Source organism: Mailhella massiliensis (genome assembly GCF_900155525.1).
Taxonomy (GTDB): domain Bacteria; phylum Desulfobacterota; class Desulfovibrionia; order Desulfovibrionales; family Desulfovibrionaceae; genus Mailhella; species Mailhella massiliensis.
The window spans coordinates 736,108-757,801 of record NZ_LT706952.1 but is presented as its reverse complement, the minus strand read 5'-3'; the positions used below and the strand labels follow the sequence as shown (position 1 = coordinate 757,801).

At 55.4% G+C, this 21,694-nt stretch carries 26 protein-coding genes; 1 reads left to right on the top strand and 25 read right to left on the bottom strand.

Going from position 1 to position 21,694, the window contains the following annotated elements:
- Positions 1–20 precede the first annotated feature (20 nt).
- Entirely contained in the window at positions 21–719 is a 699-nt protein-coding gene (locus CZ345_RS13705) for a DUF3560 domain-containing protein (protein WP_077073658.1), read from the bottom strand.
- Between the two features lie 217 nt (positions 720–936).
- On the opposite strand from CZ345_RS13705, the gene CZ345_RS13700 reads away from it, so the two are divergent.
- Positions 937–1,164: a phage regulatory CII family protein gene (locus CZ345_RS13700; protein ID WP_077073657.1), complete on the top strand. Its 228-nt coding sequence runs from the start codon at positions 937–939 to the stop codon at positions 1,162–1,164.
- 431 nt (positions 1,165–1,595) lie between these two features.
- Here the strand turns inward: CZ345_RS13700 and nrdD are convergent, their stop codons facing one another.
- The 24 genes from nrdD to CZ345_RS13580 all read right to left on the bottom strand — a co-directional run bounded on the left by nrdD (position 1,596) and on the right by CZ345_RS13580 (position 21,689).
- Positions 1,596–1,781, bottom strand: a complete 186-nt coding sequence (gene nrdD, locus CZ345_RS13695) for an anaerobic ribonucleoside-triphosphate reductase (protein WP_077073656.1) — start codon at positions 1,779–1,781, stop codon at positions 1,596–1,598.
- Entirely contained in the window at positions 1,757–2,566 is an 810-nt protein-coding gene (locus tag CZ345_RS16750; RefSeq protein WP_144277365.1) for a hypothetical protein, read from the bottom strand. The genes nrdD and CZ345_RS16750 overlap by 25 nt, the downstream gene beginning before the upstream one ends.
- A gap of 130 nt (positions 2,567–2,696) precedes the next feature.
- The gene (locus CZ345_RS13685; RefSeq protein WP_077073654.1) at positions 2,697–3,779 is read right to left on the bottom strand and encodes a tyrosine-type recombinase/integrase; all 1,083 of its coding nucleotides are present in this window, start codon (positions 3,777–3,779) and stop codon (positions 2,697–2,699) included.
- 969 nt (positions 3,780–4,748) lie between these two features.
- On the bottom strand, positions 4,749–7,871 hold the full coding sequence (locus CZ345_RS13680) for a phage tail-collar fiber domain-containing protein (RefSeq protein ID WP_077073653.1): 3,123 nt from the start codon (positions 7,869–7,871) through the stop codon (positions 4,749–4,751).
- Positions 7,872–7,881: 10 nt separating this feature from the next.
- Positions 7,882–8,457, bottom strand: coding sequence for a phage tail protein I (locus tag CZ345_RS13675; protein ID WP_077073652.1), 576 nt, complete (start codon positions 8,455–8,457; stop codon positions 7,882–7,884).
- A complete protein-coding gene (locus CZ345_RS13670; protein ID WP_077073651.1) occupies positions 8,454–9,590 on the bottom strand; it encodes a baseplate assembly protein in 1,137 nt (378 codons plus the stop codon). Before CZ345_RS13670 ends, CZ345_RS13675 begins: the two co-directional genes overlap by 4 nt.
- Entirely contained in the window at positions 9,583–9,888 is a 306-nt protein-coding gene (locus CZ345_RS13665) for a GPW/gp25 family protein (protein ID WP_204224306.1), read from the bottom strand. Before CZ345_RS13665 ends, CZ345_RS13670 begins: the two co-directional genes overlap by 8 nt.
- On the bottom strand, positions 9,885–10,310 hold the full coding sequence (locus CZ345_RS13660) for a phage tail protein (protein WP_077073649.1): 426 nt from the start codon (positions 10,308–10,310) through the stop codon (positions 9,885–9,887). Before CZ345_RS13660 ends, CZ345_RS13665 begins: the two co-directional genes overlap by 4 nt.
- 12 nt (positions 10,311–10,322) lie before the next feature.
- Positions 10,323–10,943, bottom strand: a complete 621-nt coding sequence (locus tag CZ345_RS13655; RefSeq protein ID WP_077073648.1) for a phage baseplate assembly protein V — start codon at positions 10,941–10,943, stop codon at positions 10,323–10,325.
- 9 nt (positions 10,944–10,952) lie between these two features.
- Positions 10,953–12,044 (bottom strand): phage late control D family protein, encoded by a 1,092-nt coding sequence (locus CZ345_RS13650; RefSeq protein ID WP_077073647.1) that lies wholly within the window; start codon positions 12,042–12,044, stop codon positions 10,953–10,955.
- Between the two features lie 2 nt (positions 12,045–12,046).
- On the bottom strand, positions 12,047–12,259 hold the full coding sequence (locus CZ345_RS13645) for a tail protein X (protein WP_077074112.1): 213 nt from the start codon (positions 12,257–12,259) through the stop codon (positions 12,047–12,049).
- A 10-nt stretch (positions 12,260–12,269) separates the two neighbouring features.
- A complete protein-coding gene (locus CZ345_RS13640; protein ID WP_077073646.1) occupies positions 12,270–15,242 on the bottom strand; it encodes a phage tail tape measure protein in 2,973 nt (990 codons plus the stop codon).
- A 151-nt stretch (positions 15,243–15,393) separates the two neighbouring features.
- A complete protein-coding gene (locus CZ345_RS13635; protein ID WP_077073645.1) occupies positions 15,394–15,675 on the bottom strand; it encodes a phage tail assembly protein in 282 nt (93 codons plus the stop codon).
- Between the two features lie 77 nt (positions 15,676–15,752).
- Positions 15,753–16,283 (bottom strand): phage major tail tube protein, encoded by a 531-nt coding sequence (locus CZ345_RS13630; protein WP_077073644.1) that lies wholly within the window; start codon positions 16,281–16,283, stop codon positions 15,753–15,755.
- Positions 16,284–16,292: 9 nt separating this feature from the next.
- Positions 16,293–17,774, bottom strand: coding sequence for a phage tail sheath family protein (locus tag CZ345_RS13625; protein WP_077073643.1), 1,482 nt, complete (start codon positions 17,772–17,774; stop codon positions 16,293–16,295).
- A gap of 2 nt (positions 17,775–17,776) precedes the next feature.
- Entirely contained in the window at positions 17,777–18,022 is a 246-nt protein-coding gene (locus CZ345_RS13620; RefSeq protein ID WP_077073642.1) for a hypothetical protein, read from the bottom strand.
- A complete protein-coding gene (locus CZ345_RS13615; RefSeq protein WP_077073641.1) occupies positions 18,006–18,488 on the bottom strand; it encodes a hypothetical protein in 483 nt (160 codons plus the stop codon). The genes CZ345_RS13620 and CZ345_RS13615 overlap by 17 nt, the downstream gene beginning before the upstream one ends.
- 10 nt (positions 18,489–18,498) lie before the next feature.
- Entirely contained in the window at positions 18,499–19,134 is a 636-nt protein-coding gene (locus CZ345_RS13610) for a hypothetical protein (RefSeq protein ID WP_144277364.1), read from the bottom strand.
- Between the two features lie 25 nt (positions 19,135–19,159).
- Complete coding sequence (locus CZ345_RS13605) at positions 19,160–19,474, bottom strand: hypothetical protein (RefSeq protein ID WP_077073639.1); 315 nt, start codon at positions 19,472–19,474, stop codon at positions 19,160–19,162.
- Positions 19,471–19,731 carry a hypothetical protein gene (locus CZ345_RS13600; protein WP_077073638.1) on the bottom strand — a complete coding sequence of 87 codons (261 nt, stop codon included), beginning with the start codon at positions 19,729–19,731 and terminating at the stop codon, positions 19,471–19,473. Before CZ345_RS13600 ends, CZ345_RS13605 begins: the two co-directional genes overlap by 4 nt.
- A 69-nt stretch (positions 19,732–19,800) precedes the next feature.
- Positions 19,801–20,016, bottom strand: a complete 216-nt coding sequence (locus CZ345_RS13595; protein ID WP_144277363.1) for a hypothetical protein — start codon at positions 20,014–20,016, stop codon at positions 19,801–19,803.
- The gene (locus CZ345_RS13590; protein ID WP_077073636.1) at positions 20,009–20,275 is read right to left on the bottom strand and encodes a hypothetical protein; all 267 of its coding nucleotides are present in this window, start codon (positions 20,273–20,275) and stop codon (positions 20,009–20,011) included. Before CZ345_RS13590 ends, CZ345_RS13595 begins: the two co-directional genes overlap by 8 nt.
- An 8-nt stretch (positions 20,276–20,283) precedes the next feature.
- Complete coding sequence (locus tag CZ345_RS13585; protein WP_077073635.1) at positions 20,284–20,652, bottom strand: D-Ala-D-Ala carboxypeptidase family metallohydrolase; 369 nt, start codon at positions 20,650–20,652, stop codon at positions 20,284–20,286.
- Positions 20,652–21,689 (bottom strand): major capsid protein, encoded by a 1,038-nt coding sequence (locus CZ345_RS13580; protein ID WP_077073634.1) that lies wholly within the window; start codon positions 21,687–21,689, stop codon positions 20,652–20,654. Before CZ345_RS13580 ends, CZ345_RS13585 begins: the two co-directional genes overlap by 1 nt.
- Positions 21,690–21,694: the final 5 nt, after the last annotated feature.

Sequence of the window (21,694 nt, the reverse complement as noted above, 5' to 3'; positions counted from 1 at the left end):
GCCCCGGCCCCTTTTCATTTCTAGTCGTCTATGCCGCACACCTTCTTTGCTTCGTACATGGCCCACCGGCTTCTCATCTTCTGCCATGCGGAGAAGCGGGGCGCCCACCGGAAGCCGTATCCCTTGAGCTCAGACCGGACTTCGTAGGACGGCTTTTCATCAAAGAGAATCTGGACACGGTTTTCTTCCACATTGTCCACGATTTCCCCGCCCTCGAATGGCAGGCGCGTGGTCACATCGGCAGCGTGCCTTTTCAGGTGCTCGATGCGCTGCCTGACCCTTCGGATGTTCGCGTTGTTGTTGCTGAGCTGGTAGGACTCGTAGGGCTTGGGATTGCCGCGTCCGGCTGCCTTGTTTGCAGCCTTCATGATTTCCTGAGCTTCTTCCAGTGAGGCCAGTTTCGCTTCCAGGCGTTCTATGGCGTCCGGCGCGTCGGAGGATATCCCGCCGCAGCCTACGCCATTCAGCTTGTCGCTCAGATAGTCGGCCTTACGGGAAAGCTCCACGCTTTTTTCCATGTAGCGGTCAGAGCGGGCGAGCAGTGCACGATGAGCGCGTTCCGAATAATGGCCGACCAAGATGGGCTGACCGAGGGGGATCTGACTGAGTTCACGCATGGCCTTGCCGTGTTCGTTCATGGCTTCATTCTGCGCACGTTCCAGACGCTCTTCGAGGCGCTGGCGGCGGGCTTCCTGACGTTCGTAGTAATCAGCAGGCATTTTTTACTCCTTTTTGTGTAACCTGTTGTTTTTATTAACTTCATATAAATAAACTACCTTATTACCTCTAAAAGTAAACATTTTTATTTATAAAAAATAAAAATATTTAATAAAAATATTCAAAAAGATATCTCCCTGAGGACCTGAAACATCCCTGTACTTGAAGAAGCCGGCTCCGATTTTCGCGCCGGAAACCTTCAGCAACAGGAGCGTTTCCATGTTGTACGATGAATTTTTGCTTCAGGTGTACCGTATTGTCATGTCCATCGAAATGCCCAAGCGGGAACTCTGCAAACGTATCGGAAAAAAATACAATACGTTCATGCGCGAGTTGAACCCGTTTGACGACCAGGCAAAGCTCGGACTCAAAACCGTGATGGACATCATCAGAGTCACCGGAGACAGAAGAATTCTTGACCTGATGGAGGAAGAGCTGAAGAAGTAATAAAAAAGCCGCCACGGGGCGAACGTGGCGGCTGCTTTTGTGACCTGGTTGAGCGGCGATGCTTTCAGGTCGATACCGTTGTACGGCATCACTCAAGAAAAAGACATTATATTTTTCGCGTTGAAGGCGGGCTTGATTTTTGTAAATCGCTTTCATATGGTGCCGACGTGGGCCAGCCTCCCGCAAAGGAGGATACGCCCATGCGTCAGTTCCTGCTGGAAGTTCTTTCCGGCACTTTGGCTACGGTTATCGGCGGCTGGGTACTTTACCAGCTTCTTAAATAACTTTGGCCTCTGAAGGAACTGACACTTCCTTCAGAGGCCGGAAACAATGTGAGGTTTTAACCAATCGGCGGGACTGGCCCATACATTGGGGCAGAGAGTGTTAGCGCACTCCCTGCCCCTTCTTAATGCGCACTTTTCCTGATTTCGTCAAGCAGCCCGATGTTTCCACGGCTCCATATTCATATGCTTCACGCGGTCATGTTCTTCCACACGCTTGGCGTTGTTGAACCTGTCCAGTGCGCCCACAAGGTAGCCGGTAATCCGGCGGATACGTTCGAAGTGGACGCCCTGACCTATGAGCTTTTCCATTACTCCGTCACCTCCTGCCACCATGCGCCGATGGTTCCGGGAAGCCAGGTACAGGGCAGCATGTCGTTTGTGGCCAGCCAGAGTTTGCCGTCCCAGGTGAAATACTCATCCTTGTGAACGTCCATTCCATAGATGAACTCGAAAGCTTTTTCCTTCGTGCCGTCCATGCCATAGGAACCAGAGGAAGAAAGCGGGCGATATATGGCAAGCATACCTTCCGCGGACGGCGGCTGATGTTCCTGTGCGGTCACCTGCTGAACGACTTCATAGATGACGCCTTCGTGCTCCAGACGATAGCCTTTTTCATACGTCTGCCCAGCCTTCCACACGTCAAAGCTGTGAGCTTTGGCCATGGTGGCGAGTTCCGGCACGGAAAAGGCCGCTGTCTGGAGCGTGGTTGCACGCATACGGGAGGTGATCAGGCTGCTTGCCTGCATCCGTGCGGCGGCGACTTCTTCGGCTTCGATATCTTCCTGAGTCTTCTCAGGCCGTTCCAGGAGCGCGCCTTCCGGCAACGGACCCAGCTCCGTGAGATAGCGTGCCGGAGTTCTATACGTATCACCGGGGAGCCAGTACGGCGTACCGGATCCCTCCTCGATGACGCCGCCTTTGTCTCTTGTCTGCCGATAATCTTCCACCACCTCCCAGGCTTCTCCCGTCCAGCGGGCGGCCTGCTTTTCCCCTACGGCGGGCGGTTCCTGTGTGACAGTCCCCACCACGTCGGTGATAAACTCGCCGTTCGGGCGCTGCTGAGCTTCCAGAGGCCCCTTGTACTCGCCATTTTCCAGATCGTACCTGTGCAGTATCATAGCTTTTTCTCCTATCTATCCTTTTAACTTTTTTCTTTTCTGGCGTACAGCCAAAATCAAAAGAGCGCAGCAAGAGACTCCCTTCCTCTCGGCAGCAAGGGAATTAGTTTTTCATGGAAGCAAAAATTGGCTATATCATCGTTCGACGCCTTCCCTTTTGCGATAAGAGCACCTTCATTGCGGGAATGGAGTCCACGGCGGCCTGTTTGGCGGGCATTCTGATATGCTGATAGACTTTCAGCAGCATATTCGCGTTGCTATGCCCCATGAGTTCCGCCACAGAGCCAATATCACCCGTACCGGCTATGGAAAGAGTGGCGAAAGCATGACGCAGGTCATACGGCCGAAGTGGCCTTGTGATACCAACCGAACGGCAAAGCTTTCTCCAGCTTGCGGAAATTCTTTTGACTGACTTTCCCCGGAAACTTATGACCCATGGCTGACTTCCGTCCTGTTCCTTCCAACGTTTCAATATCCGGGAAAGGTCTGGCCGGACAGGGATATACCGCCCGTCCGCTCCACGGGATTTATAGGCACAGGGCATATAGATCAGGCCGGAGGACAAGTTGACCTGATCCCATCGTAGCCGAAAAAGCTCCGATGCTCCGACTCGCGCGCCGGTGTACAGGCCCAGAAGGATAATCCGTTGAATGTGTGGCGGAGCCGCTGCATAGAGTCTGTCCAGTTCCGCTATTGTCGGTGGGGATATGCGCCTGGACTGCGCAGCAGGCAGCCGCAGTCCGACCAGAGGACTCACTTTCAACATTCCTTCCCGCACAGCCCAGTTACAGGCCGCACGAAGTATACCAGCACGGCGGTTTGCCGTGCTTTGCTGAAGCCCACGCATACGCTGTGCCTGCATGAATGCCTTTACATCGTCCAAAGTGAGAGAGGCGAGCTTTCGGTGACCCATGAGTCTTACGATTTCATGCATATGATAGATATTGCCTTTGGCCGTGTTTGGCCGGATATCCGGCCGGGAAAGATAGGCGGTCAGAACTTCACTGACAGTGTAACGCGGAATGTTGGACCTTGCCCTGCGTCGAGCTCTGGCCAGAAGCTCTTTTTCTTTCTGAGCCAGTTCAGCTTGAACCCGCTCAAAGTTTTTGGCTTCTCCTTCCGTTACAAAGGAACGGGACCTCATTTTTCCAGAAACCGGGTCACGCCACTCCAAACGCCACGGTTTGCGCTTCCAGGGGAAATGCTTCAACATGAAATACCTCCTTTTCAGGGAGGATTTTCAAACTTTTCCTTTTTCATCAACCATTGAAAGAAATGACTTTTTTGAGAGCAAAAATGTTCTTGCGGAACGCTGACACTATAGGGAAATACAATACTCCTGGTCTCCCTAATATCACGGGAGGTCTGAGAGGCGTTGTAATGTCCAGCGGTAGCGAGTCTGGATGCATATTAGCATCAGAACCAATTTCCGCTTATATTTCTGGAGGCAACTCTACTTTTTTACACGCAACTATCAATATATACGCATCTAACTGTTCAGGAATTTATGGAGCTTCGACAACAGTCATGCCTGCTTCCTCTGACATGCTTGTCGGAATTTACCTAGGCCGTAGTTCCTAAATATATTCCAATGACCATATCAACGGAAGGCGGTTGCACACTTGTTGAAGCTCCATATATAGAATTGTATTTTTTGGCAGAAAAATCCATATTTTTGTATCTCGTGTTATTATCGGTTGATGGTTGTGCAGGATGACCGGTGACACTCCCCGATCGGGAAAAGACTCCAGAGCACGTTATCGGGTCTATGATGATCATATTCACATCGCTTGAGCCCACCGAGCCTAGCTGTACGGAGCCGGCAAGGTCAGGCAAACCAGGCGCGTTGTATCGCCCCGCAGTGCCCAGGTTCCGCAAGGGCATAGATAGACAGGATTTTTTCTGTTATCTTCAGCCCTTGCGGAACGCGGGTACTGTTGGCCGATATAACAAACCAGGCATTCCTAATATATATGGTGAACTAAACAATACGGCTTATGTAACAGAGGATAATGCAACCGGAGCATTTGAAAGCGTTGGCATTATTGGTGTAGGGATGACTGAAGGAACCTATCCGTTTGGCTCATGGCATGTTGGAATAAACGCTCAGAACTGTAATTCTGTTTATGGTACATCTGATACCGTCATGCCTCAGTCCGTAGATATGACCATTGGAATATATCTAGGCAGGGCAGCCTAAATAGATTCCTGAAACCAGATTTACGTTCGGAGGCCGAACTTCGGAGCTTGCACCGAAAATAGAATTGACGCTTGTAGCGTTCAATGCCAGGTCTGCCCAAAAAATATTAAGAGAACCAGAACCAGGGCTAACAAGATTACCAATGGAGCCTTTCCCATCAACAAGAGAAAATACCCCTTCTGTATTTGAATCCTCCCTGTACAAAAAGGACGCTCGACCATACAGTGAAGGTAAACCGGAAGCTTCGCTTCGGCCCGCAGTACCCGCGTTCCGCAAGAACAGTCCGCTCAGTCTAGGCAGATATAATCCAAGCCCTTGCGAGTGCTTCACCCATTTTCCCGCCCAGGTGTTTTTGTCGGTTGCGGACGCATTCGCTTCCAGAATCATCCCATTGAAGGCACCGCTATTATAGGCTTCCTCAAGTTCGGGATAGTCATCAAAGCGCACAAGGGAGCCGTCGGGCTTCATGAAGCCGGACGGAAGCGTCGCCCGACCGAAGTAGAACAGCGAGCCGATAAGCGACTTGCGGAAGTCATTGATATACGACTCGGCCAGCTTTTTCGGAGTAATGATTCTGCTGTTATCCGTTCCCGCGTCGACCTCCGCCTGTGTGGCTATCTCCGCAAGCCCTGTTCTGGACTCCGTGGCAGTCCTGGAAACAAGTCCCTTCGGAGTCACCGCCCGGACAGTATCCGTTCCCGCCTGTACCTCAGCGGCAGTGGCCAGTTCCACAATGCCGCTCCTTGTTTCCGAGGCGGCGGAATATGTCGTATTGGTATCAATGTCCCCGACAAGCTCATAGGAGGAACCGTCGTAGACGAAAGCGTAGGTTCTGTTTGCAGCCAGGTATCCGGCGGATATGGCGGCATTCCGGTACTGTATGGCCTTGGCGCCGGTGTTGTTCACATTGAGCGTAGGATTTGCCGCCGTATTGGTGGCAGAAAACCGCACAAACACGACAGCTCCAGTCACAAGCTTGAATCCCGTCAAGGCAACAGTCTTTGCCGCCGTACCGGCCGCAGTCGAGCAGGTTCCATAATGGGTAATGGGTGCACTGCCGTTGAAGTCCACCCCGTCGATAGTTCTTGCGGTCTGAAGCTTCGTCGCCGTCGCGGAGTTGCCTTTGCAGGAACCAGAGGAACCCGTAACATTCCCCGTAACATTCCCCGTGAGATCCCCCTTTACATCACCGGTGACATCACCTTTCAGATCCCCGGTAACATTGCCAGAGAGTGCCCCCTTGAAGCCGCCAGTCGACACAAGCTGACCTGTTTCGGTAAATTCAAGACTTTCCTCAACCTTGTTCGTTCCTGCTTCCACGTTCGCATCGGTGAGATATGAGATAAGCATCCCATCACTGTGGCCGTTCAGGACAAAGACACCGTTCTCCGACTTGTACCGGATAAACGGTGCGAAGCCGCCTGCACTTACATCCCCCTCAATAAGGCTTCCGCCTTCCTTTGCTGCACCTACCCAGGTCGTTTGAGTGATCTGTCCTTCCAGTCCTTTCGCAAGTATCTTGTCCGTACTGGGGTTCACTTTGACATCGGCCGCGTATCTTGCCTCTTCTGTTCTTGAAGCCGTATTATTCGCCGTGTACCCGAGCAGTATGGGATATGTGCCGTTTGCCCCAGTGACGTTCTGGGTTACCCTGGTATTGGTATCGGTATTGATATCCCCCACAAGTTCCCATGCCGTACCGTCATACACAAAGACGTACACGCGGTTCGCGGCAAGATGCCCTGCGCTGATGGCGGCATTGCGGTACTGTACAGCCTTGGCCCCGGTGCCGTTCACATTGAGCGTAGGATTGGAAGCGGTGTTTGTCACGGTGAACCGCACAAAAATCACCGCTCCGGTCACAAGAGCGAAACCGCTCAGGGCGACGGTTTTGGCCGCTGTGTCCGCAGCCGTGGAACAGGTGCCGTAGTGGGTAATGGCGGCGGAGCCGTTGAAAGACACACCATCAATCGTCTTGGCATTCTGAAGCTTGGTAGCCGTTGCGGCGTTGCCGGTACAGGAACCGGAAGAACCGGAGACGTCTTCCTGCTCAGGGTGCACATGATCCTCGAGGGCATACTTTGCAGATTTACCGACGGAGCCGGTTCCGGCAACCTTCGGTGTTGCCGTGGCCTTTCTACCGTCAAGAACCGCCTTGAGCTTTTTGGGGGAAACGATGCGTGTATCATCCGTGCCCGCGTCGACTTCATCCTGTGTGGCGATTTCTGCGAGTCCGGTCCTGGACTCCGTGGCAGTTCTGGAGGCGAGCCTCGCGGGGGTCACTGCCCTTGTCGTATCCTTCCCTGCCTGTGTTTCAGCGGCCGTAGCCAGCTCGACAATGCCGGCACGCGTATCCGTAGCGGTTCTGGAAGCAAGACCGGCGGGCGTCACAGCTTTCGACGTATCAGTTCCGTCCTGCACTTCTTCCTCGGTTGCCAGTTTCACGATACCGGCGCGCGCATCCGTGGCAGTTCGTCCGGCCAGCTTTTTAGGCGTGATCATGCGCGAGTCATCCGTCCCGGCATTGGCTTCATCCTGTGTGGCGATTTCCGCGATGCCCGTTCTGGACTCCGTAGCCGTTCTGGACGCAAGGGCCTTAGGAGTCACAGCCCTGGACGTATCCGTCCCCGTCTGAGTCTCCGCATCGGTTGCCAGCTCCACGATACCCTGCATTTCCGTGGTCGCGGAAGGCAGGAAAAAATTCGTATCGCCGAAGGTGACGGAGTCGACGGACACACCGACAAGCGCGATATCCAGGGAAAGCATCATCCAGGACGCCGACGCCTTCTGAATGATGGGCTGCGACTGGGCATAGACGGCAAAGAGTGTGCCGCTTTCCGTAAAGAGGCCAATCTCATGCACTGTATACGTATCGTCGCTTTCATCAGTGACGGAGACGTGAAGTGTGTTGTCGCCGATACCGCCTCCTGCGACGGTATCCAGACGCTTGAACTCGCTCACCAGCCCAGTCTGTCCCGTAGTGGCCGTGTACTGGCCGGAGCCCAGACCTATCTCCGTAAGCTTGACCGGAGCAGTGCCGTTTGCTTCGGCGTTGATGACTTCCGCAATACCGGCGTCGGTAACAATAAGAGGCACAGAAGGCATGACAAAACTCCTACTTGTTATACAGCTTTGCAAAAACCAGAGGGCGGGCGGCCCCCACCATTCCTATCTGTCCGAGTCCCATATGCTGCAAAACGAATTCATAATGGGAACGCAGGGGCTTGTTGTCGTCTATGAGCGCAAAAAGATCTTCCTGAGTTTCAGTATCCAGAGATCCGTCGATATCGGAAAGCGTGGCGTAAACCGTGAAGGTATGAGGCGTGCCTTTCGGAGACTCCTGCCACCACTCGCGTATCGTCGCAATGGAGGAAATGGACGCGAGCGCTCCCTTGACGGCGGAGACGGTTCCTTTTTTGCGTTTGTCGATAATGGCCGTGGAAAGTACGGATCTTTTCACATCATCCGTCCACGTCTCGCGCCACACGCTCACATCCCACTGCTTTGCGATATGGTCGAGCTGTGCGCCGGTAAGACGGGACAAGCTGGCGTAAATGGCCGGAAGTTCCCGGCCGGAAGCAACCGCCGCGAGGTACGGGTCAATGGCCGTAGCCGCGGCCGAAACTTTCGCGTCTCTTGCGATGCTGTCCGGCAGAACGTCGGACAGCCTGATATCGTCCAACGTTTTCATATGGCCTTGTATCCCTTGAAGTTGACGGTGACTCCGGTGCACTGGGCGACTTCATTTTCTTTCAGCTCGACAAAGGACGCAGGGGAAAGCGTGGACGAATCCACCCTTGCCGCGCCGGCGGCGATAACGCTGCGGATGAGCTGATCGGGCAGAATATCCCGGCCGATCCTTCCTTGCTGCCAGAGGCGATATTCCTCGACCGCAGCGTCAACATCCGCTTTTATCTGTTCAGCCCGGCTCTGATCTTCACTGAAAATCCAGTAGTCCACTTTTATGGAGTAGTTCTTCGCCGTGGGGGCCAGTGCGTGGACTTCGTCGGTTAGCGGTCTGATATCGTCTGCGGAAAGATAGGCTTCCACGTCGCCGAGAAGCTCTTCCCCCGGAAGTTCTCCGTCTTCCAGCAGCGGATAGACGTTGACCACGCCGGGCGTAGGCGACGTGACCGCCACGTCGATGATGGCTGAACTCACACTGTAGGTATGGAAAATATACGCCTTCGACGGCCCGGCCACGGAAAAGCTGTTGGGCGCCAGACGAATGCGTTCGGCAAAGGCCGAATCTTCCTCTGCATCAGCTCCGCCGGAGGTCTCTGAGAGATTGACCGCCGAAGCCAGGTAAGGCATGGGCGTCACGATAGTGGCTATCTGGCCTTCCAGATATCCGTTCCCTGCTTCTCCCAGCGTGGTGCAGGTAGCAACCGCGTCAACGAAGAGTTCACCGGGGCTGATGACGGCTTCCGCGTCCGTAGCGAACGTTATCGCGCCGTTGGTCACCTCGAACCCTGCGGGAATGACATAGGCTTCCGCAAGCTCTTCCGAAAGTGTAAAACGGAAAGTGCTTTTCGCGCCGCTTGCAGGAAGGCGCGTCACTGCAAGGTATCGCCCGAGTTCATCGAGATAACTCCCCGTGGCGTAGGAAAGCAGATTCTGCTGCGCGGCCACGTTTACCGCATTCCTGAGCTGGATGATGGCCGCCGCTATGGAGAGCAGAAACAATCTCACGGGATCACCGTCGGCCAGCGTTCTTCCGCTGGCCTCTTCGTATCCTGCGATAAGGCCGGACTCTATGGCGGACGGGTCAGTCTCCATGAAGCTGACCTCCGGCAGATTCCAGCGGGGAAGTATCTCACTCATTGTCTTCTCCAAGGTTCAAGATCACACGCGGGCGGCTGATACCTTCCATGGTATCCGATTCCGTCTCCTCAAATTCCACGGCCTCGATATTTGCCCTGGGCTCATACCGTTCTATGGCCTCGATGACTTCCGCCCGCATGAGCGAACGGGCCACGGGAAGCGGCTTGTCCAGGTGTTCCCAGCTCACGCCGAAGTCCCTGTCCAGCGGTACGGTTCCCACCCGTGTTGCCAGAATGGTACGCACGTTCTGCACCACTTCCGCTTCTTCAGAGGACGGAGCAAAATCGACCTCACTCAAAGCAGTGACCGCAACTCGTCCCATAGCGACGTCCCTCCGCACTCTTTCAAGTTGATTTTTGCTTCCGCCACCTGGCACACCCCGAAGCCGGTATGGTGCCGTCGCTCTTCGCTGATGCTTTCCATGACGAAACGCCCGAAATATTCCCCGCCGATGATGAGAGCCCTGGCCGTGCCGTCTTCCAGCATTCCCTTGAGCTTTTTGAGCCCCATGAGAGGGGCCAGGCCAAGCGTGGAATCGAAACGGATACTCATGGAAACGGCGGCCAGATCCGGGCCTATATACTCCAGGACAGGCTTTGCTCCGATGACATCATGCTGGGCCCATCGAACGGAAAGCTCACGACTGAGACCGTCGAATGTAAGCACGAAGGCAGAAGAACAGACGAAAGGCAAAGTTCCAAAAGTGCCGATAACCCCCATGACCTTCTCCTATCAGTGCGGCCCGCCGGTTTCCCCATCCGGGCAGGTATGGGTATGACTGATCTGCGATATGCCGCCCGCAACAACATCCCCGGAAACTTTCTGAGAACCGGTCTGATCGATGTTGCCCTTGATGGTCATGGTACCGGAGCCGCCGCTTTCCGCCGCCGTGTTGATTGCGCCGTTCAGGTTGATGACCGGAGCCTGCAGGGTAATGGAGGTCGAACTTTTCACTGTCACCGTGCCTGAAACGGTGAGAGAGACGTCGCCCTTCACATCGCCCGTGAGCTTGTGGGAAGAACGGTCATAGAAAAGCTTCGTCCCGTCGGAGAATTCCACCATGCGCACATCGCCGCTGCCGGAAGGCGGCGTCACTTCCCCGGCGTAGAAACTTCCCAGAATGAAACCTTCCTCAATGCCGGTCGGCAGAAAAAGACAGAGCGCGTCTTCCCCCACGTCCACGCAGCAATGATCGTGATTGTTCAGCGTGTTGCGCTGAAGTATGGGCAGATCATAGCTTGTCACGCCGTCATCATCATCGAACGTCACCCTGGCAGTCATGGCGGCCGGGTTCACGCTGGTAACCTCACCTACGCGGATAAGGTCTGCCAGGTCGGGCTGATATCCTTTCATGGCGCGCTCCTAATAGTTGTTGTTCACCCTGCGCAGAGACAGAGACGTGGTGTAGCCGCCGCTTGAAACGCTGTGTGTGGCTTCCTGCACGATGAAATTCCCATCAAAGGAGCCGAAACCGGACACCGCCACCACCACGCCGGCCACAAGTGACGGGTCCCCTATAAGAGATATGGAGCCGGTGACACTGCGCGCATTGAGTTCTCTAAGCTTTGCCTTGGCCAGACGCTCCGCATCCGAAACGGATTTTGCCCGGCGTTTCAGGGAGTATTCCTGCCACTGCTCATTTGCGTCCGGGTCCGTGTAGGTGTAGGTCATGACCGCAGGATTCGAGGACTTCTTGCCGCCGACCTTTTCCAGATCCATGTTGTACCCTGCGGCCGTTCCTTTTTTCTTCTGCTTAGGGTCGCGATAGGCCACGGTCACGGACTTGTACTTTTCCGACTGCGAGCTTTCAAAGCTCCATGACAGGATAGGCGAACGGTTCAAAGACAGAGTTTTGACCGGCGCCTTCTTTTCGTAGGAGGCCTGATCGAACATGACGATCTTTTCATCCGTGAGCTTCAAGGAGATACCCATTTCCCTGCTCAGGCGAGAAAGAAACTGAAGGTCACTCTCCCGCTTCTGATCCTGCCGGTCGTAGACGGGATTATCCTGAGCGTCATAGAGGAGTTCCATTTCCGCCTCTTTAGCTATGACAGTGGCGATATCCTTCAATGCCGTCTTTTCCCAGGCGCGAGTCTTGAGCTTGCGGCGTATGGGCTTGTTCAGCGGAATGGATACCGCGCGCATATTGAGGACGCGGGGATTGCCGGACGTACTCAGGGAGTCCACGAAAAACTTCCCGCAATAGAGACGCGAATCTTCCTTGCCCGAAACATCCCCGGCATAGATATATGACTCGATCTTTTCCCCGCCGTCGGGCGTCCACGTTCCCGCCCATACTCCATGGGGATCTTTCAGAGTCAGGGAAAGCTCATCGGCTTCATCCGTCTCCTTGTCGGTGTAGGAGAACGACAGAAGATCAGCGATGATATTCTGCGTCACGTCCTTTCTTTCGCTGGTGAAGTACAGCGTAAAGGAAGTCTTTCTCGGCTCCATGACTACTTCCTTTTCCATGGCGGCAGGTTGATATCGTAGGCAGTGGAACGCGTATCAATTTCCGGCGTCACAATTTCCACCCCGTAAGAAAAGATCACTGTGTCCCGAAGTTTCACATTGGCCGCGATAAGCGCATCCATGAAATGCTCATCGCCATACACGCGCCTGGCCACCATATCCCAGGTCTCGCCCATCCGGCTCAGTGTCGTTTCCATGTTCATCCCCTTATGCATAGGACAGGCGTTCCCTGTCCCGCATCATCCTGTCGAACTCACGCCGGAAATCCGTCTGAGCTTCCTTCATGCCGCGTTTCACAGATTCATAGGCATCCGCTCCTCCGCTGATGTTGATGACCGGAGAAAACGTAACCTGATAGGACGGGGCACTGCTGTTGCCGAGTTCAGGGAGCATAGCCGTAAGCCGGGACAGCGGCGCGACAGCCTCGCTTTCCCGTCCTTCACCGAACGAAGGCAACAGGGAGGATAGCCGGGACAGCGGAATAACGGCTTCCGGTTCGGTTCCTTCACCTATGGCTGCGAGCGTGGGCCCTGTGACAACACCGCCGGATGCCATGGCGGGAACGGCCAGGGCATTCAAGTCCCCGCTTGCTATAGCTTCCATCTGCTCCTGACTTGCCCAAGCCGGGCCAGTTCCGTTGCCCATGGCGGAATAGGCCTTTACCGCGTCCCCGGCGCCGCCCATGATGTCTCCAAGAAATTTTCCGACCTTTTCAAGCATCTTGATCAGGCCAGAAATTTTGTCGACCGCAAAAGAGATCGCAGCGTCCACCATATTCCTGAACGCCTCACAGTTTTCATAGGCGAGCGCAAATCCGGCGGCTACCGCTCCAACTGCGGTGATCAACAGCCCTATGGGGTTGGCCTTCATGGCGATATTGAGCGCGGTCATGGCGATCTTCATTTTCTGCCATGTCTTATAGACGGAGACTAAAGGCGATATCGCAAAAAGCACACCGAGACGCAGGGCATGGAAGGCTATGACGCCGGTCGTGAGCGCGGCGCCGAGCTTCATGGCTGTGGAAACCAAGGGCTTGTTGGCTTCCATCCATGCCCCGGCCGCCCTGGCCGCCTTGACGGTCGACAGAGAGATCTCCCGGATGGGCTCCAGAAGCGGAGACCCCATGACCGTAGCGACATACTTCCCGGCGTTCCCCATGAGCGTCAGGCTGTTGGAAGTCGTGGCACTTCTGGCCTCGAATTCCTTCAACATGGAATCGGCGTACCTGATAGGGTCGCCTATGCGCTCAAAGTTCTTCCGAAGGGCCTCCGTGTTCTGCATCATGGGTCCGATGGCAACGGCGGCCTCATCGCCGAACATGACGGACAGGTACTGATTCCACTTTTCCTTGGGGATCTTCTTCTGAATGGCTTCCAGCGTTTTCAGAATCGTCTCGGGAGCGTTCTTCTGGAGATCTTTCTGAAGTTGCTTGTAGTCGAGCCCGGCGTTCTGGAAGGCTGCCTTTTGCATGTCGCTCATTGAGCCACCCTTACCCATGGCTTGCATGAAGGCCTTGATACCTGTCGCCGCAACTTCCGCTTCCGCACCGCTGGCGATAACCGTGGAAGCAAAGGCGGCGATATGCGTTTCCGTCAAGCCGGACAGCTTGCCGAGAGGCCCGTACCTCTTGAGCACTTCGCCGATCTGTTTTGCCTGGGCGGCGTTGGAGTTGGAAAGGAAGTTGACGGCATCGGCCAGGGCATAGGTCTTTTCCAGGGACAGCCCCATGCCGGACTGCCACTTGGCCATCATTTCGCCGGATTCTTCAGCGGAAATATCAAAGGCGACGCCCATCTTGGCGGCCTGTTCGGTGAACGCAGCCAAATCCTTTTCCGCAATACCGGACTGCCCGGCGGCCGCCGCAATCATGGCGAGCTGATCGGCGGCCATGGGTATGCGCAGCGACATCTCCTGAAGCTGTCTCTGCAGGTTGATCAGACCGTCGGGCGTCTCGAAGTCCACCACCTTGCGGACTTCTGCCATTGAGTCTTCCATCTTCATGGCTTCACGCACGGGAAGCCCCACGCTGCCGGTAGCCATGGCCGCCGTTGACACGATGGCCCCCATGCTGCTTGAACGCATGGCCCTTATTTTTTCCTGAGCGGCGGAAGCGGCGGCAAGCCTTTTCTGCGTTCTGGCAAGTCGTTCCTGGGAGGCTCTTGCTTTTTCTGCGGCGCGGGCGACTTCCTGCTCACGCTGGGCCACTTCACGAAGCGACGCACCGAGCATACCGGCGGCCAGCTTGTTTTTCTGCAAGGCGGTCTGTTTCTTGTCCAAAGCGGCCGAAGCCTTTTCCACCGCCTTTTCCGCCGCATCAACATTCCGTTTCAAAGCGGCTTCTTCTTTGGTTGCCGTGCGAAGCGCCGCGCCCAGCTCCTTTGACTCGGAGGTGTTCTTTTTCAAGGCTGCGCTTTCCGCTTCCAACGCCTGCTCAAGCCGGGTCACTCTTTCCCCGGCCTGCTGGTAGCGTGCGATCATGTCCCGCGTGGGAGCATCCGCAGCTTCGATTTCTCCGTTGACCAGAGAGAGTTCCGCCCGTGCTCGCTGAAGCGTTGATGTATGCTCAAGCACAGCCTTGCGGGCGCGTTCTTCCTCTGCACGCAGTTTCGCAAGAGCCGCCTCTGTATCCGCAAGAGAAGCGCCCTGGGCCTTGAGCTGCGCACTCACTGCTTTCGACTCGGCTCTGGCACGTTGCAGGGCTTCTTCTTCGTACTTCAGAGCCTTTTCAAAAAGGCTTACGGAGTCCTTCGCTTTCCGCTGCCTGGAGGCAAGCGCCTGTATGGAAGCGTCCGCAGCCTGCACTTCACGGCTGACAAGGTCAAACTCCGTGCGCGCCATCTGAAGGGAAAGCCTATGCGCGTCCACGGCTTTTCTGGACTTTTCCGCCGCAGCCCTGGACTTCTGAAACTTTTCTTCCAGAGCGGTCAGCGAAGCTTGTCCGTCCTGGAGCTTTGCGGAAAGTTTGGTGAATGTCGCCTGCACATGGCCCAGCTCGACGTCAGCCTCCCGTACTTCCTCGGAAAGCTTGCTCATGCCGGACAGAGCAGCGGCCTGCTTGTCCAAAGCTTTCGTGCGTTCGGTGAAGGAACGCATGAGCTTTTCGCCTTCCCAGAACGACTTGGTGAAAGCGGGCGAGAGCTGGCCGGCCAGCTTGAACGCTACTTCATAGACTTTTGCCATTTCTTTTCCCGCCTGACTTTTTCTTCCGCCGCCTCAATCCATCCGCCGAGCTCCGCAAGAGGGACTCGCATCCAATCCAAGGCGCTGCCGCCGCACACCTGCGAGAGAACCACGCTTATCAGCCGGAGCTCCCCCGCAGGGTTTTTAATCCTCAGTCCGAGATCAGAAAAAAATCCGAAACTTTCTGCGTCAGCCACAGGTATTCCCGCCCGGGAAGATGCTCGAAGAATTCCAGAGGAAGGTGAGCAGCAGCGGCGGCACAGCGGATGCAGAAAGACATATCCAGAACGGGAAGCGGGGCCATGTTTCCGGCGGCCCGCCACTGTTTCTGAATTTTTTCGATATCCGAGCCTTGCAGATTATCGAGCGGGATATCAATTTCGGTATAGGTCTTATCCTCGAACGTGTACTCTTTGGCGAAAGTGTGAAGCATGAAAATGTCTCCGATACATGGTTGGCCGGGAACGGAAAGGAGAAGGGAAGCCGCTCCCGGCCTATGGAGGTAAAAAATCAGTTCAGGCCGAGATCAGCACGGACGGAAGAGAGAATGTCTTCATCTCCGAATTTGCTGATGTAGTTGTACTTGTCGATTTCCGCGACTTCTTTCCCACCCACGGAAATCTTGATGTACACCACCTCGAACTCCTGCGAGGAATCGGTAGTTGCGCCGGTTTCAAAGGTGCCCAGCGTGGTCGTTTTGGGTGTGGCGCGCAGGGTAATGCGCACGGCTTCGGTGGAATACACGCCGCCCGCTGCGTCGTAGACCTGCTGAGAGCCTCTGAGTTCTAGGGCGTGTGCCTTGTGCGCGGTAAGCTCCAGAGCCTTCTTTTCGATGGTTCTCCAGTTCAACGTGCAGGTTATGGACTGGTAATGTCCGAGCACGGGAGAGTCCACTTCACCGGCAATACCGGCGCCGGTCACCGTGTCCGTCATGGAGGACAGTTCCGGCAAGTCGACCGTGGCAATACCCAGAAGGTCGTTGGCGTCGTTGTATACGCGGAACGCGATCAACCGCTCTTTGATGTTGTTTTCACCTGCCATGGCTCACTCCTATGCAAAAAGTGCGGAAAGATAGTCCGCATCATACTCAAGAACAAAGTCGATTTCCCTGTTCGGACTCGGCGGCGTGACGTACACATGGAAACGGGCGATGCCGTCCATAAGATCGGTGGTAGAATTTTCATCGCTGTTGAATTCGACACGTCCACCGAGAATATACTGGCGGGCGGCGAGACCGTTCAGCCAGATGTTGATCGAGTCGACGATGGTATCCACCTGCCTGCGGTTCAGCGGGAAGTCCACTCGCTGCCAGTAAGTTTGAACAAGCGTGTTGCCGATCCAGTTGAACATTCGGCGTATGGGAATGAAAGCGTCCTTCGGGTCGGTCACCGCGGGATAGCACGCCGTGCGGTTACCCCAGCACTTCCAGCCGCCGATGAAGTTCAGAGCGGTGACCACGCCTTCCCCGTTCAGATAGGCCGCAGTTTCAGGCGCAAGCCAGACCTCAGTGCCATCTTCCAGCACCGTCGCCGTCATCTGGAAGTTTTTGTTCGAGGGGCTGACATAGGGCACGTCTTCGTTTTCGCTGTCCACCTGCCCCAGCAGACCGGCAAGCTGCGTGCTCATATGGTAGAGCGTTCCGTCCATGCTGAGCATGGGCCAGCAGCAGATCTGATACGGATCAACCACGTTGTTCTGGTTCTTCCACTCGGCAACACCGCTGTACTGCTTCACGGAACCGGTGGGAGCATCAACAATGGATATGGCCTTGAAAAGTTCGTTGATGTTGGAGGCCTTGGCCGCCAAGACGGCGGCAACCTCAGGATCGGAGGAGTAGCCCGGAGCGATCAGCACACCGGGCACAAGACGGAAGCGAGGGAAGCAGTCACCCACAAGCTCGAGACCGGACTTGTTACCGGAGACGTCGACGCCGCCGATAATGTCGTCGGAGTCGACAAGCGTCACGTCCGTCTTTTCCGCGGACATGGTGATCACTTCACCGGTAGCACAGCGGAAAGTGCCGTCATCCGACAGGCTGGTAACAACAAGATAGCCGTTTTCATCATAGGTCAGCTCAAAGTCTTCCCCTCTGACATACGGATCACCCTCGGAGGGCGTGAGCGTGACGGTGGACGCGATGATACCGGTCTCTTCCACCGTGGCACTACCGCTGATGGCATTGAGCGTCACGTTCTGCGTCGTTGCGCTTTTCTTGTGCGTCTTCGGATCGAGTACGTTGACGATGATGACGGGCGTCACACCGAAAAGCGAAAACTGACTCCTCAGGAACTCGCTGATGCTGTACTCGAACTTTTTCAGCCCGCTGGAGGCGTCAAGAACCGGCGGCACATAGCCGAAAGCCGCTACCGCTTCCGCATAGGAATAGCAGAGCACAGGCTTGTTGACGTTGCTTTCATCAGCCATACCGACAGGAGCCGTACCGACGATGAAAGGAATACCGGCCGCCACTTCCACAGTAGGAAGCAGTGCCGTGGCCTGTTCCGAAGCATAAACGCCGTGCCTATAAGCCATTGCTATTCTCCCCTGGCTTCCTTGCGGATCTTCGTCGCGTATACATTGAGCAGTCTGCCACTGGTGGACACGTCCTTTCTCGCCTGGCCGAGCTTTGCCACAGGAACAATCAGAGGCCGCAAGGACGGGCATTTGCCCATCAGAGCCACAACGTGATCAGGCAACTCCCCCTTGAAAACCGTGAACTGGGGAAGCGTTCCGCCGGGCAGAGAAGGCCCGACGTAAATTTTCCTACTTGAAGTACCCATAGACCTCATCCTCATTTTCCGTGCGCACGTCCGGCGTGCGCAGTATCCAGTTCGTAGTCATGACAGCCGTCCATGACGGATAGGGCTGCTCATTCAAAAATTCCCACTTGACAGGAAAGCCCAGCCGAAAACGGCGTGCCAGCGTTCTTGTCGGAAGCATGGTGAGCGCATTGCGTATCCGGCTCAGGACATTGAGGCTGTACTCGTACCCCTCGAATTCTTTCGACCAGCATCCCACGATAATCTGAACGGAAACCGTCGTTTCTTCTTCGGCTATGGAGCCTTCCACCGGCCTTACCACCACAAAGGGCCAGTCCCTGCCGTCCGGTTCTTTTTTGGGCGGAAGAAAGGCGTTGATGACCTTCGGCGCGCCTTCCGTTTTCCCATCCTGAGCGAGATAGGAAAAATCCTTGAGCGCGTCGGAAAGAAACGCTCTCAGTTCCTGCGTGAGATGATTTTCCGTCATGGTCTATTCCTCATTTGAGCTTTCCCGTTTTCATGTACCGGTCCAGCACATGCTCAAGACGTTTCGCGAATGTGGCCCTCGCGTAGTCCCCCACGAATTCCTCGCCTTCCTTGGAGGTCAACGCCTGTATGGGAGAAGGGCCCATGGGATGAATCACCGCCGACTTGTAATGCCCGTTGAGTCCGGGCTGGGTATAATCGCGAACAAGCAGCCTTTCTTTGCCTTTATGCAGGTACCAGAAGGCAGATCCGCCGTCGGTGTAGTCGCCGACCTTTTTCCAAGGGCCGTTTTTCAGCACCTTTACCCGTACACCACCGGCAGGGCGACGCTTGAGGGGATGGACGCCCTTGTAGCTTTTATATCCGCGCGGGCTGGTTCCGAATCTTTCCAGCGGATAACCTACGTTTCCACGGAATTCGACGCTGCCATAAAGCGCGTCTTTCTTCGACAGGTCGATTTTTATGTAGGATTTGAGATCGACCATGCTTTTCACCCGCAGGTTATATCGATGTGAGGCGTATATGATCGCGTTGGAGCGTGTGCGCATCAGCGTGTCGTTCATGGCAAAACGTATGATTTTCGCAGAGTCGACGCGCATATTTTCCATGAATTGCAACAGGTTCTTGTCGATATCACCGACAGTCAAATACACCTTATACGCCCTGCCCATCTCAATACCCCCTGCGTACCAGCTCCAGCCGTGTCATGCTCCCAAGTCCGTCATGCCTTGATACCACCTGACAAAGCTCCCCGTTCAACGTGACGCTGGCCCCCATGGCGATCTCCGGCAGGAGCATGTCAGTGGATACATGCAGCACGATGGGGCGCTCCGGCAGTTCCGGGTACAGCGTGGACGCCTCGAAGTTTTCTTCTTCACCACGCACCGCGATCAGCTTCACGCCGTCCAGTTCCACTTCTTCCCCGAACTCTTCCAGGTTCAGAAAGACGTGTTCAGAATCGAAAGCCAGTGCGTCCTTGAAGTTCATCGCTTCTGCTCCAGAGCTCTCAGGCGTTCATCATGCCTGGAAAAAAGTTCGTCATGTTCCTCGAACTTGCTCCAGACATGCTCCTTGCCTTCCTTGTATTCCTCTTTGGTCATGAACTTGTTGGTGCAGAAAAGTTCCCGACCGGAAAGTTTGTCCAGTTTGCCGTCCACACGCTTGGTCCAGCCGGTGAAAAGCTTCCACCCCACGCCGAGAAGCGCGAACAAAATATAAAGGAGAGTGTTCGTGTCTATCTGCATACGCGTTCCACCTGCTCAAGATAGAGGTAGAGATTTCCGGCGTCGGAACTGTTCATCCAGACGCCTTCTTCACCGCCCCTGCTCATCCTTTCCATTGAGGCCAGAATGGGCAGGGGCTGAAGATTTTTGTTCGGACTCTGGATTGAGCAGCCCGATAAGAGCACCGGCGCCATCATGAGCAGCAGCGTCGCGCTCTTTATCGAGCTGCCTTTTTCTGAGCTGCTGAAAAACAGCAGCCAGAAATTCGCAGGCGAAACGAAGCAGCGTCCAGAACCCACTACTCATTTCCCTTTTCCGCGTCTTCCGCGACTTCCTTGTTGAGCTTGTTGACCACCACGTCGAAGTTGGCGGCCTTGCCCACGTTGCAGCCGATGGTGTTGATGACGCCGTACAGGAAGCGCCACACGACACTGGTGTCCTCGGAAGGCGCGGGAATCACCGTGCAGAGCAGCGCGCAGAGCGACACCGTGAACGCGGCGACCGCAGCCCAGGTGTCGCCGAGGGAGCACAGCCAGTTGTAAAGGTCATTGAAAAGCGCATCCATGTTTCACCTCAATAACGCCCGCTCTTCTGGTAGAAGGCGACGTCCTGCGGTTTGCTTCCGTCCACGTCCACATGAATCCATGTGGGCGCGAGTTCGATCCTGCGAAAACCGACGGAGAACAGAGCGGAGAGCATACGGAAGCGCGTCGCGGAATCCGTGCACACGATATCCGCCGCCATACCACTGGTATGAGAGGAACCTTCCACGCCGCCGACGGCCCTGTTGTGGGCCTCACAGCGGAACCCCGAGGAAATCACGAAAGGCACTCCCGCGAGTTCCCGCGCCTTGTCGAGCCTGTCCAGCATGGCGGGGGACATTTCCCCCGCACCGCAGCCGCACTTGCAGCGGAACTCTTCCGGCTTGAAGTACTTGAGCATCACGCGGTCTCACCGCCGTCTTCCGGTTCAGCCTCAGCACCGGTAAGCGTGACCAAAGCCTCCGGGAACATGCAGAGCGTGAGCGGGTTGGCCTGCACTTCGAGGTCAAAGCCCTTACCGAACTTGCGCTCTTCAATCTTGGAGTAGAACGGCAGACCGAGCGTGTTGACGGTTTCGTTGTAGTTGGCGGGAGCATTGAACGTCTGGAAGATGCCCGGCCCATACGGGAAAACATGGGCCTTGGTGTCTTCCACCAGCAGCTTACCGCCGACTTTCTTCCCATAGCGATACCAGGTGATACCGCCATAGGTGAATGCACGATCACGGAAGTCGTTGTCACCGAACCGGGAAAGGTTGGCCGCCCACAGGTTGTAGGCGTCACGCACAAAGGGATTGCTGATCAGGTAGTCCCAGAAGGTTTTGCCGCAGATTGCCGCAATGCCATTATACGCCCAGCCGCCCATGGCATCGTCGATGGTACCGCACACGTCCTGGAACGTCGTAAGCACCGAGTTCTGCGCTCCAGTGGAGTCCAGAGGCCAGGTGATATCTTCGTCGATACCGGCAGACAGTCCGAAGACCTTGTAGATATCATAGAGTACCGTCGTGCCGTCCGCGTCGAGCACTTTGCCCTTGACCGCTCCCACGCGATGAAATTCTTTCGTCACTTCGATATTCCGACGCATGGTGATCTGTTTGTCCAGAATCCTGTCGGCTCCGGTTTCAGGCTGGTCGGAGCCGAACGCACGACGGTCCTGCAGGTCATCAGGGAGAAGCGTATCATGCTGGGGCAGATGCGCGGCAGGCAGATGGACGGTGCTGCGGGAATCCTGTGCGGGGACATCGCCATCATCGGCACCGCGGGGAGTGTCGTGGACGAGATGGAGCTGCCCCTTTTTCACGTCGATGGCGGCGTGCGTGGTGCTGATGCCCTTTTCCTCGAAGAACTGACCGAGCAAACCAGGCATGGCCGGAATTTTATTCACGGCGGCGGTGAGTTCCGCGCTGGTGAACATGTCCATATTGATATACGGCATGATTT

Bases quoted from the DNA above. Each gene is read 5' to 3' on its own strand.
- CZ345_RS13705 (WP_077073658.1), bottom strand. From the start codon at position 719: ATGCCTGCTGATTACTACGAACGTCAGGAAGCCCGCCGCCAGCGCCTC.
- CZ345_RS13700 (WP_077073657.1), top strand. From the start codon at position 937: ATGTTGTACGATGAATTTTTGCTTCAGGTGTACCGTATTGTCATGTCC.
- nrdD (WP_077073656.1), bottom strand. From the start codon at position 1,781: ATGGTGGCAGGAGGTGACGGAGTAATGGAAAAGCTCATAGGTCAGGGC.
- CZ345_RS16750 (WP_144277365.1), bottom strand. From the start codon at position 2,566: ATGATACTGCACAGGTACGATCTGGAAAATGGCGAGTACAAGGGGCCT.
- CZ345_RS13685 (WP_077073654.1), bottom strand. From the start codon at position 3,779: ATGTTGAAGCATTTCCCCTGGAAGCGCAAACCGTGGCGTTTGGAGTGG.
- CZ345_RS13680 (WP_077073653.1), bottom strand. From the start codon at position 7,871: ATGCCTTCTGTGCCTCTTATTGTTACCGACGCCGGTATTGCGGAAGTC.
- CZ345_RS13675 (WP_077073652.1), bottom strand. From the start codon at position 8,457: ATGAAAACGTTGGACGATATCAGGCTGTCCGACGTTCTGCCGGACAGC.
- CZ345_RS13670 (WP_077073651.1), bottom strand. From the start codon at position 9,590: ATGAGTGAGATACTTCCCCGCTGGAATCTGCCGGAGGTCAGCTTCATG.
- CZ345_RS13660 (WP_077073649.1), bottom strand. From the start codon at position 10,310: ATGGGGGTTATCGGCACTTTTGGAACTTTGCCTTTCGTCTGTTCTTCT.
- CZ345_RS13655 (WP_077073648.1), bottom strand. From the start codon at position 10,943: ATGAAAGGATATCAGCCCGACCTGGCAGACCTTATCCGCGTAGGTGAG.
- CZ345_RS13650 (WP_077073647.1), bottom strand. From the start codon at position 12,044: ATGGAGCCGAGAAAGACTTCCTTTACGCTGTACTTCACCAGCGAAAGA.
- CZ345_RS13645 (WP_077074112.1), bottom strand. From the start codon at position 12,259: ATGGAAACGACACTGAGCCGGATGGGCGAGACCTGGGATATGGTGGCC.
- CZ345_RS13640 (WP_077073646.1), bottom strand. From the start codon at position 15,242: ATGGCAAAAGTCTATGAAGTAGCGTTCAAGCTGGCCGGCCAGCTCTCG.
- CZ345_RS13635 (WP_077073645.1), bottom strand. From the start codon at position 15,675: ATGCTTCACACTTTCGCCAAAGAGTACACGTTCGAGGATAAGACCTAT.
- CZ345_RS13630 (WP_077073644.1), bottom strand. From the start codon at position 16,283: ATGGCAGGTGAAAACAACATCAAAGAGCGGTTGATCGCGTTCCGCGTA.
- CZ345_RS13625 (WP_077073643.1), bottom strand. From the start codon at position 17,774: ATGGCTTATAGGCACGGCGTTTATGCTTCGGAACAGGCCACGGCACTG.
- CZ345_RS13620 (WP_077073642.1), bottom strand. From the start codon at position 18,022: ATGGGTACTTCAAGTAGGAAAATTTACGTCGGGCCTTCTCTGCCCGGC.
- CZ345_RS13615 (WP_077073641.1), bottom strand. From the start codon at position 18,488: ATGACGGAAAATCATCTCACGCAGGAACTGAGAGCGTTTCTTTCCGAC.
- CZ345_RS13605 (WP_077073639.1), bottom strand. From the start codon at position 19,474: ATGAACTTCAAGGACGCACTGGCTTTCGATTCTGAACACGTCTTTCTG.
- CZ345_RS13600 (WP_077073638.1), bottom strand. From the start codon at position 19,731: ATGCAGATAGACACGAACACTCTCCTTTATATTTTGTTCGCGCTTCTC.
- CZ345_RS13595 (WP_144277363.1), bottom strand. From the start codon at position 20,016: ATGAGTAGTGGGTTCTGGACGCTGCTTCGTTTCGCCTGCGAATTTCTG.
- CZ345_RS13590 (WP_077073636.1), bottom strand. From the start codon at position 20,275: ATGGATGCGCTTTTCAATGACCTTTACAACTGGCTGTGCTCCCTCGGC.
- CZ345_RS13585 (WP_077073635.1), bottom strand. From the start codon at position 20,652: ATGCTCAAGTACTTCAAGCCGGAAGAGTTCCGCTGCAAGTGCGGCTGC.
- CZ345_RS13580 (WP_077073634.1), bottom strand. From the start codon at position 21,689: ATGCCGTATATCAATATGGACATGTTCACCAGCGCGGAACTCACCGCC.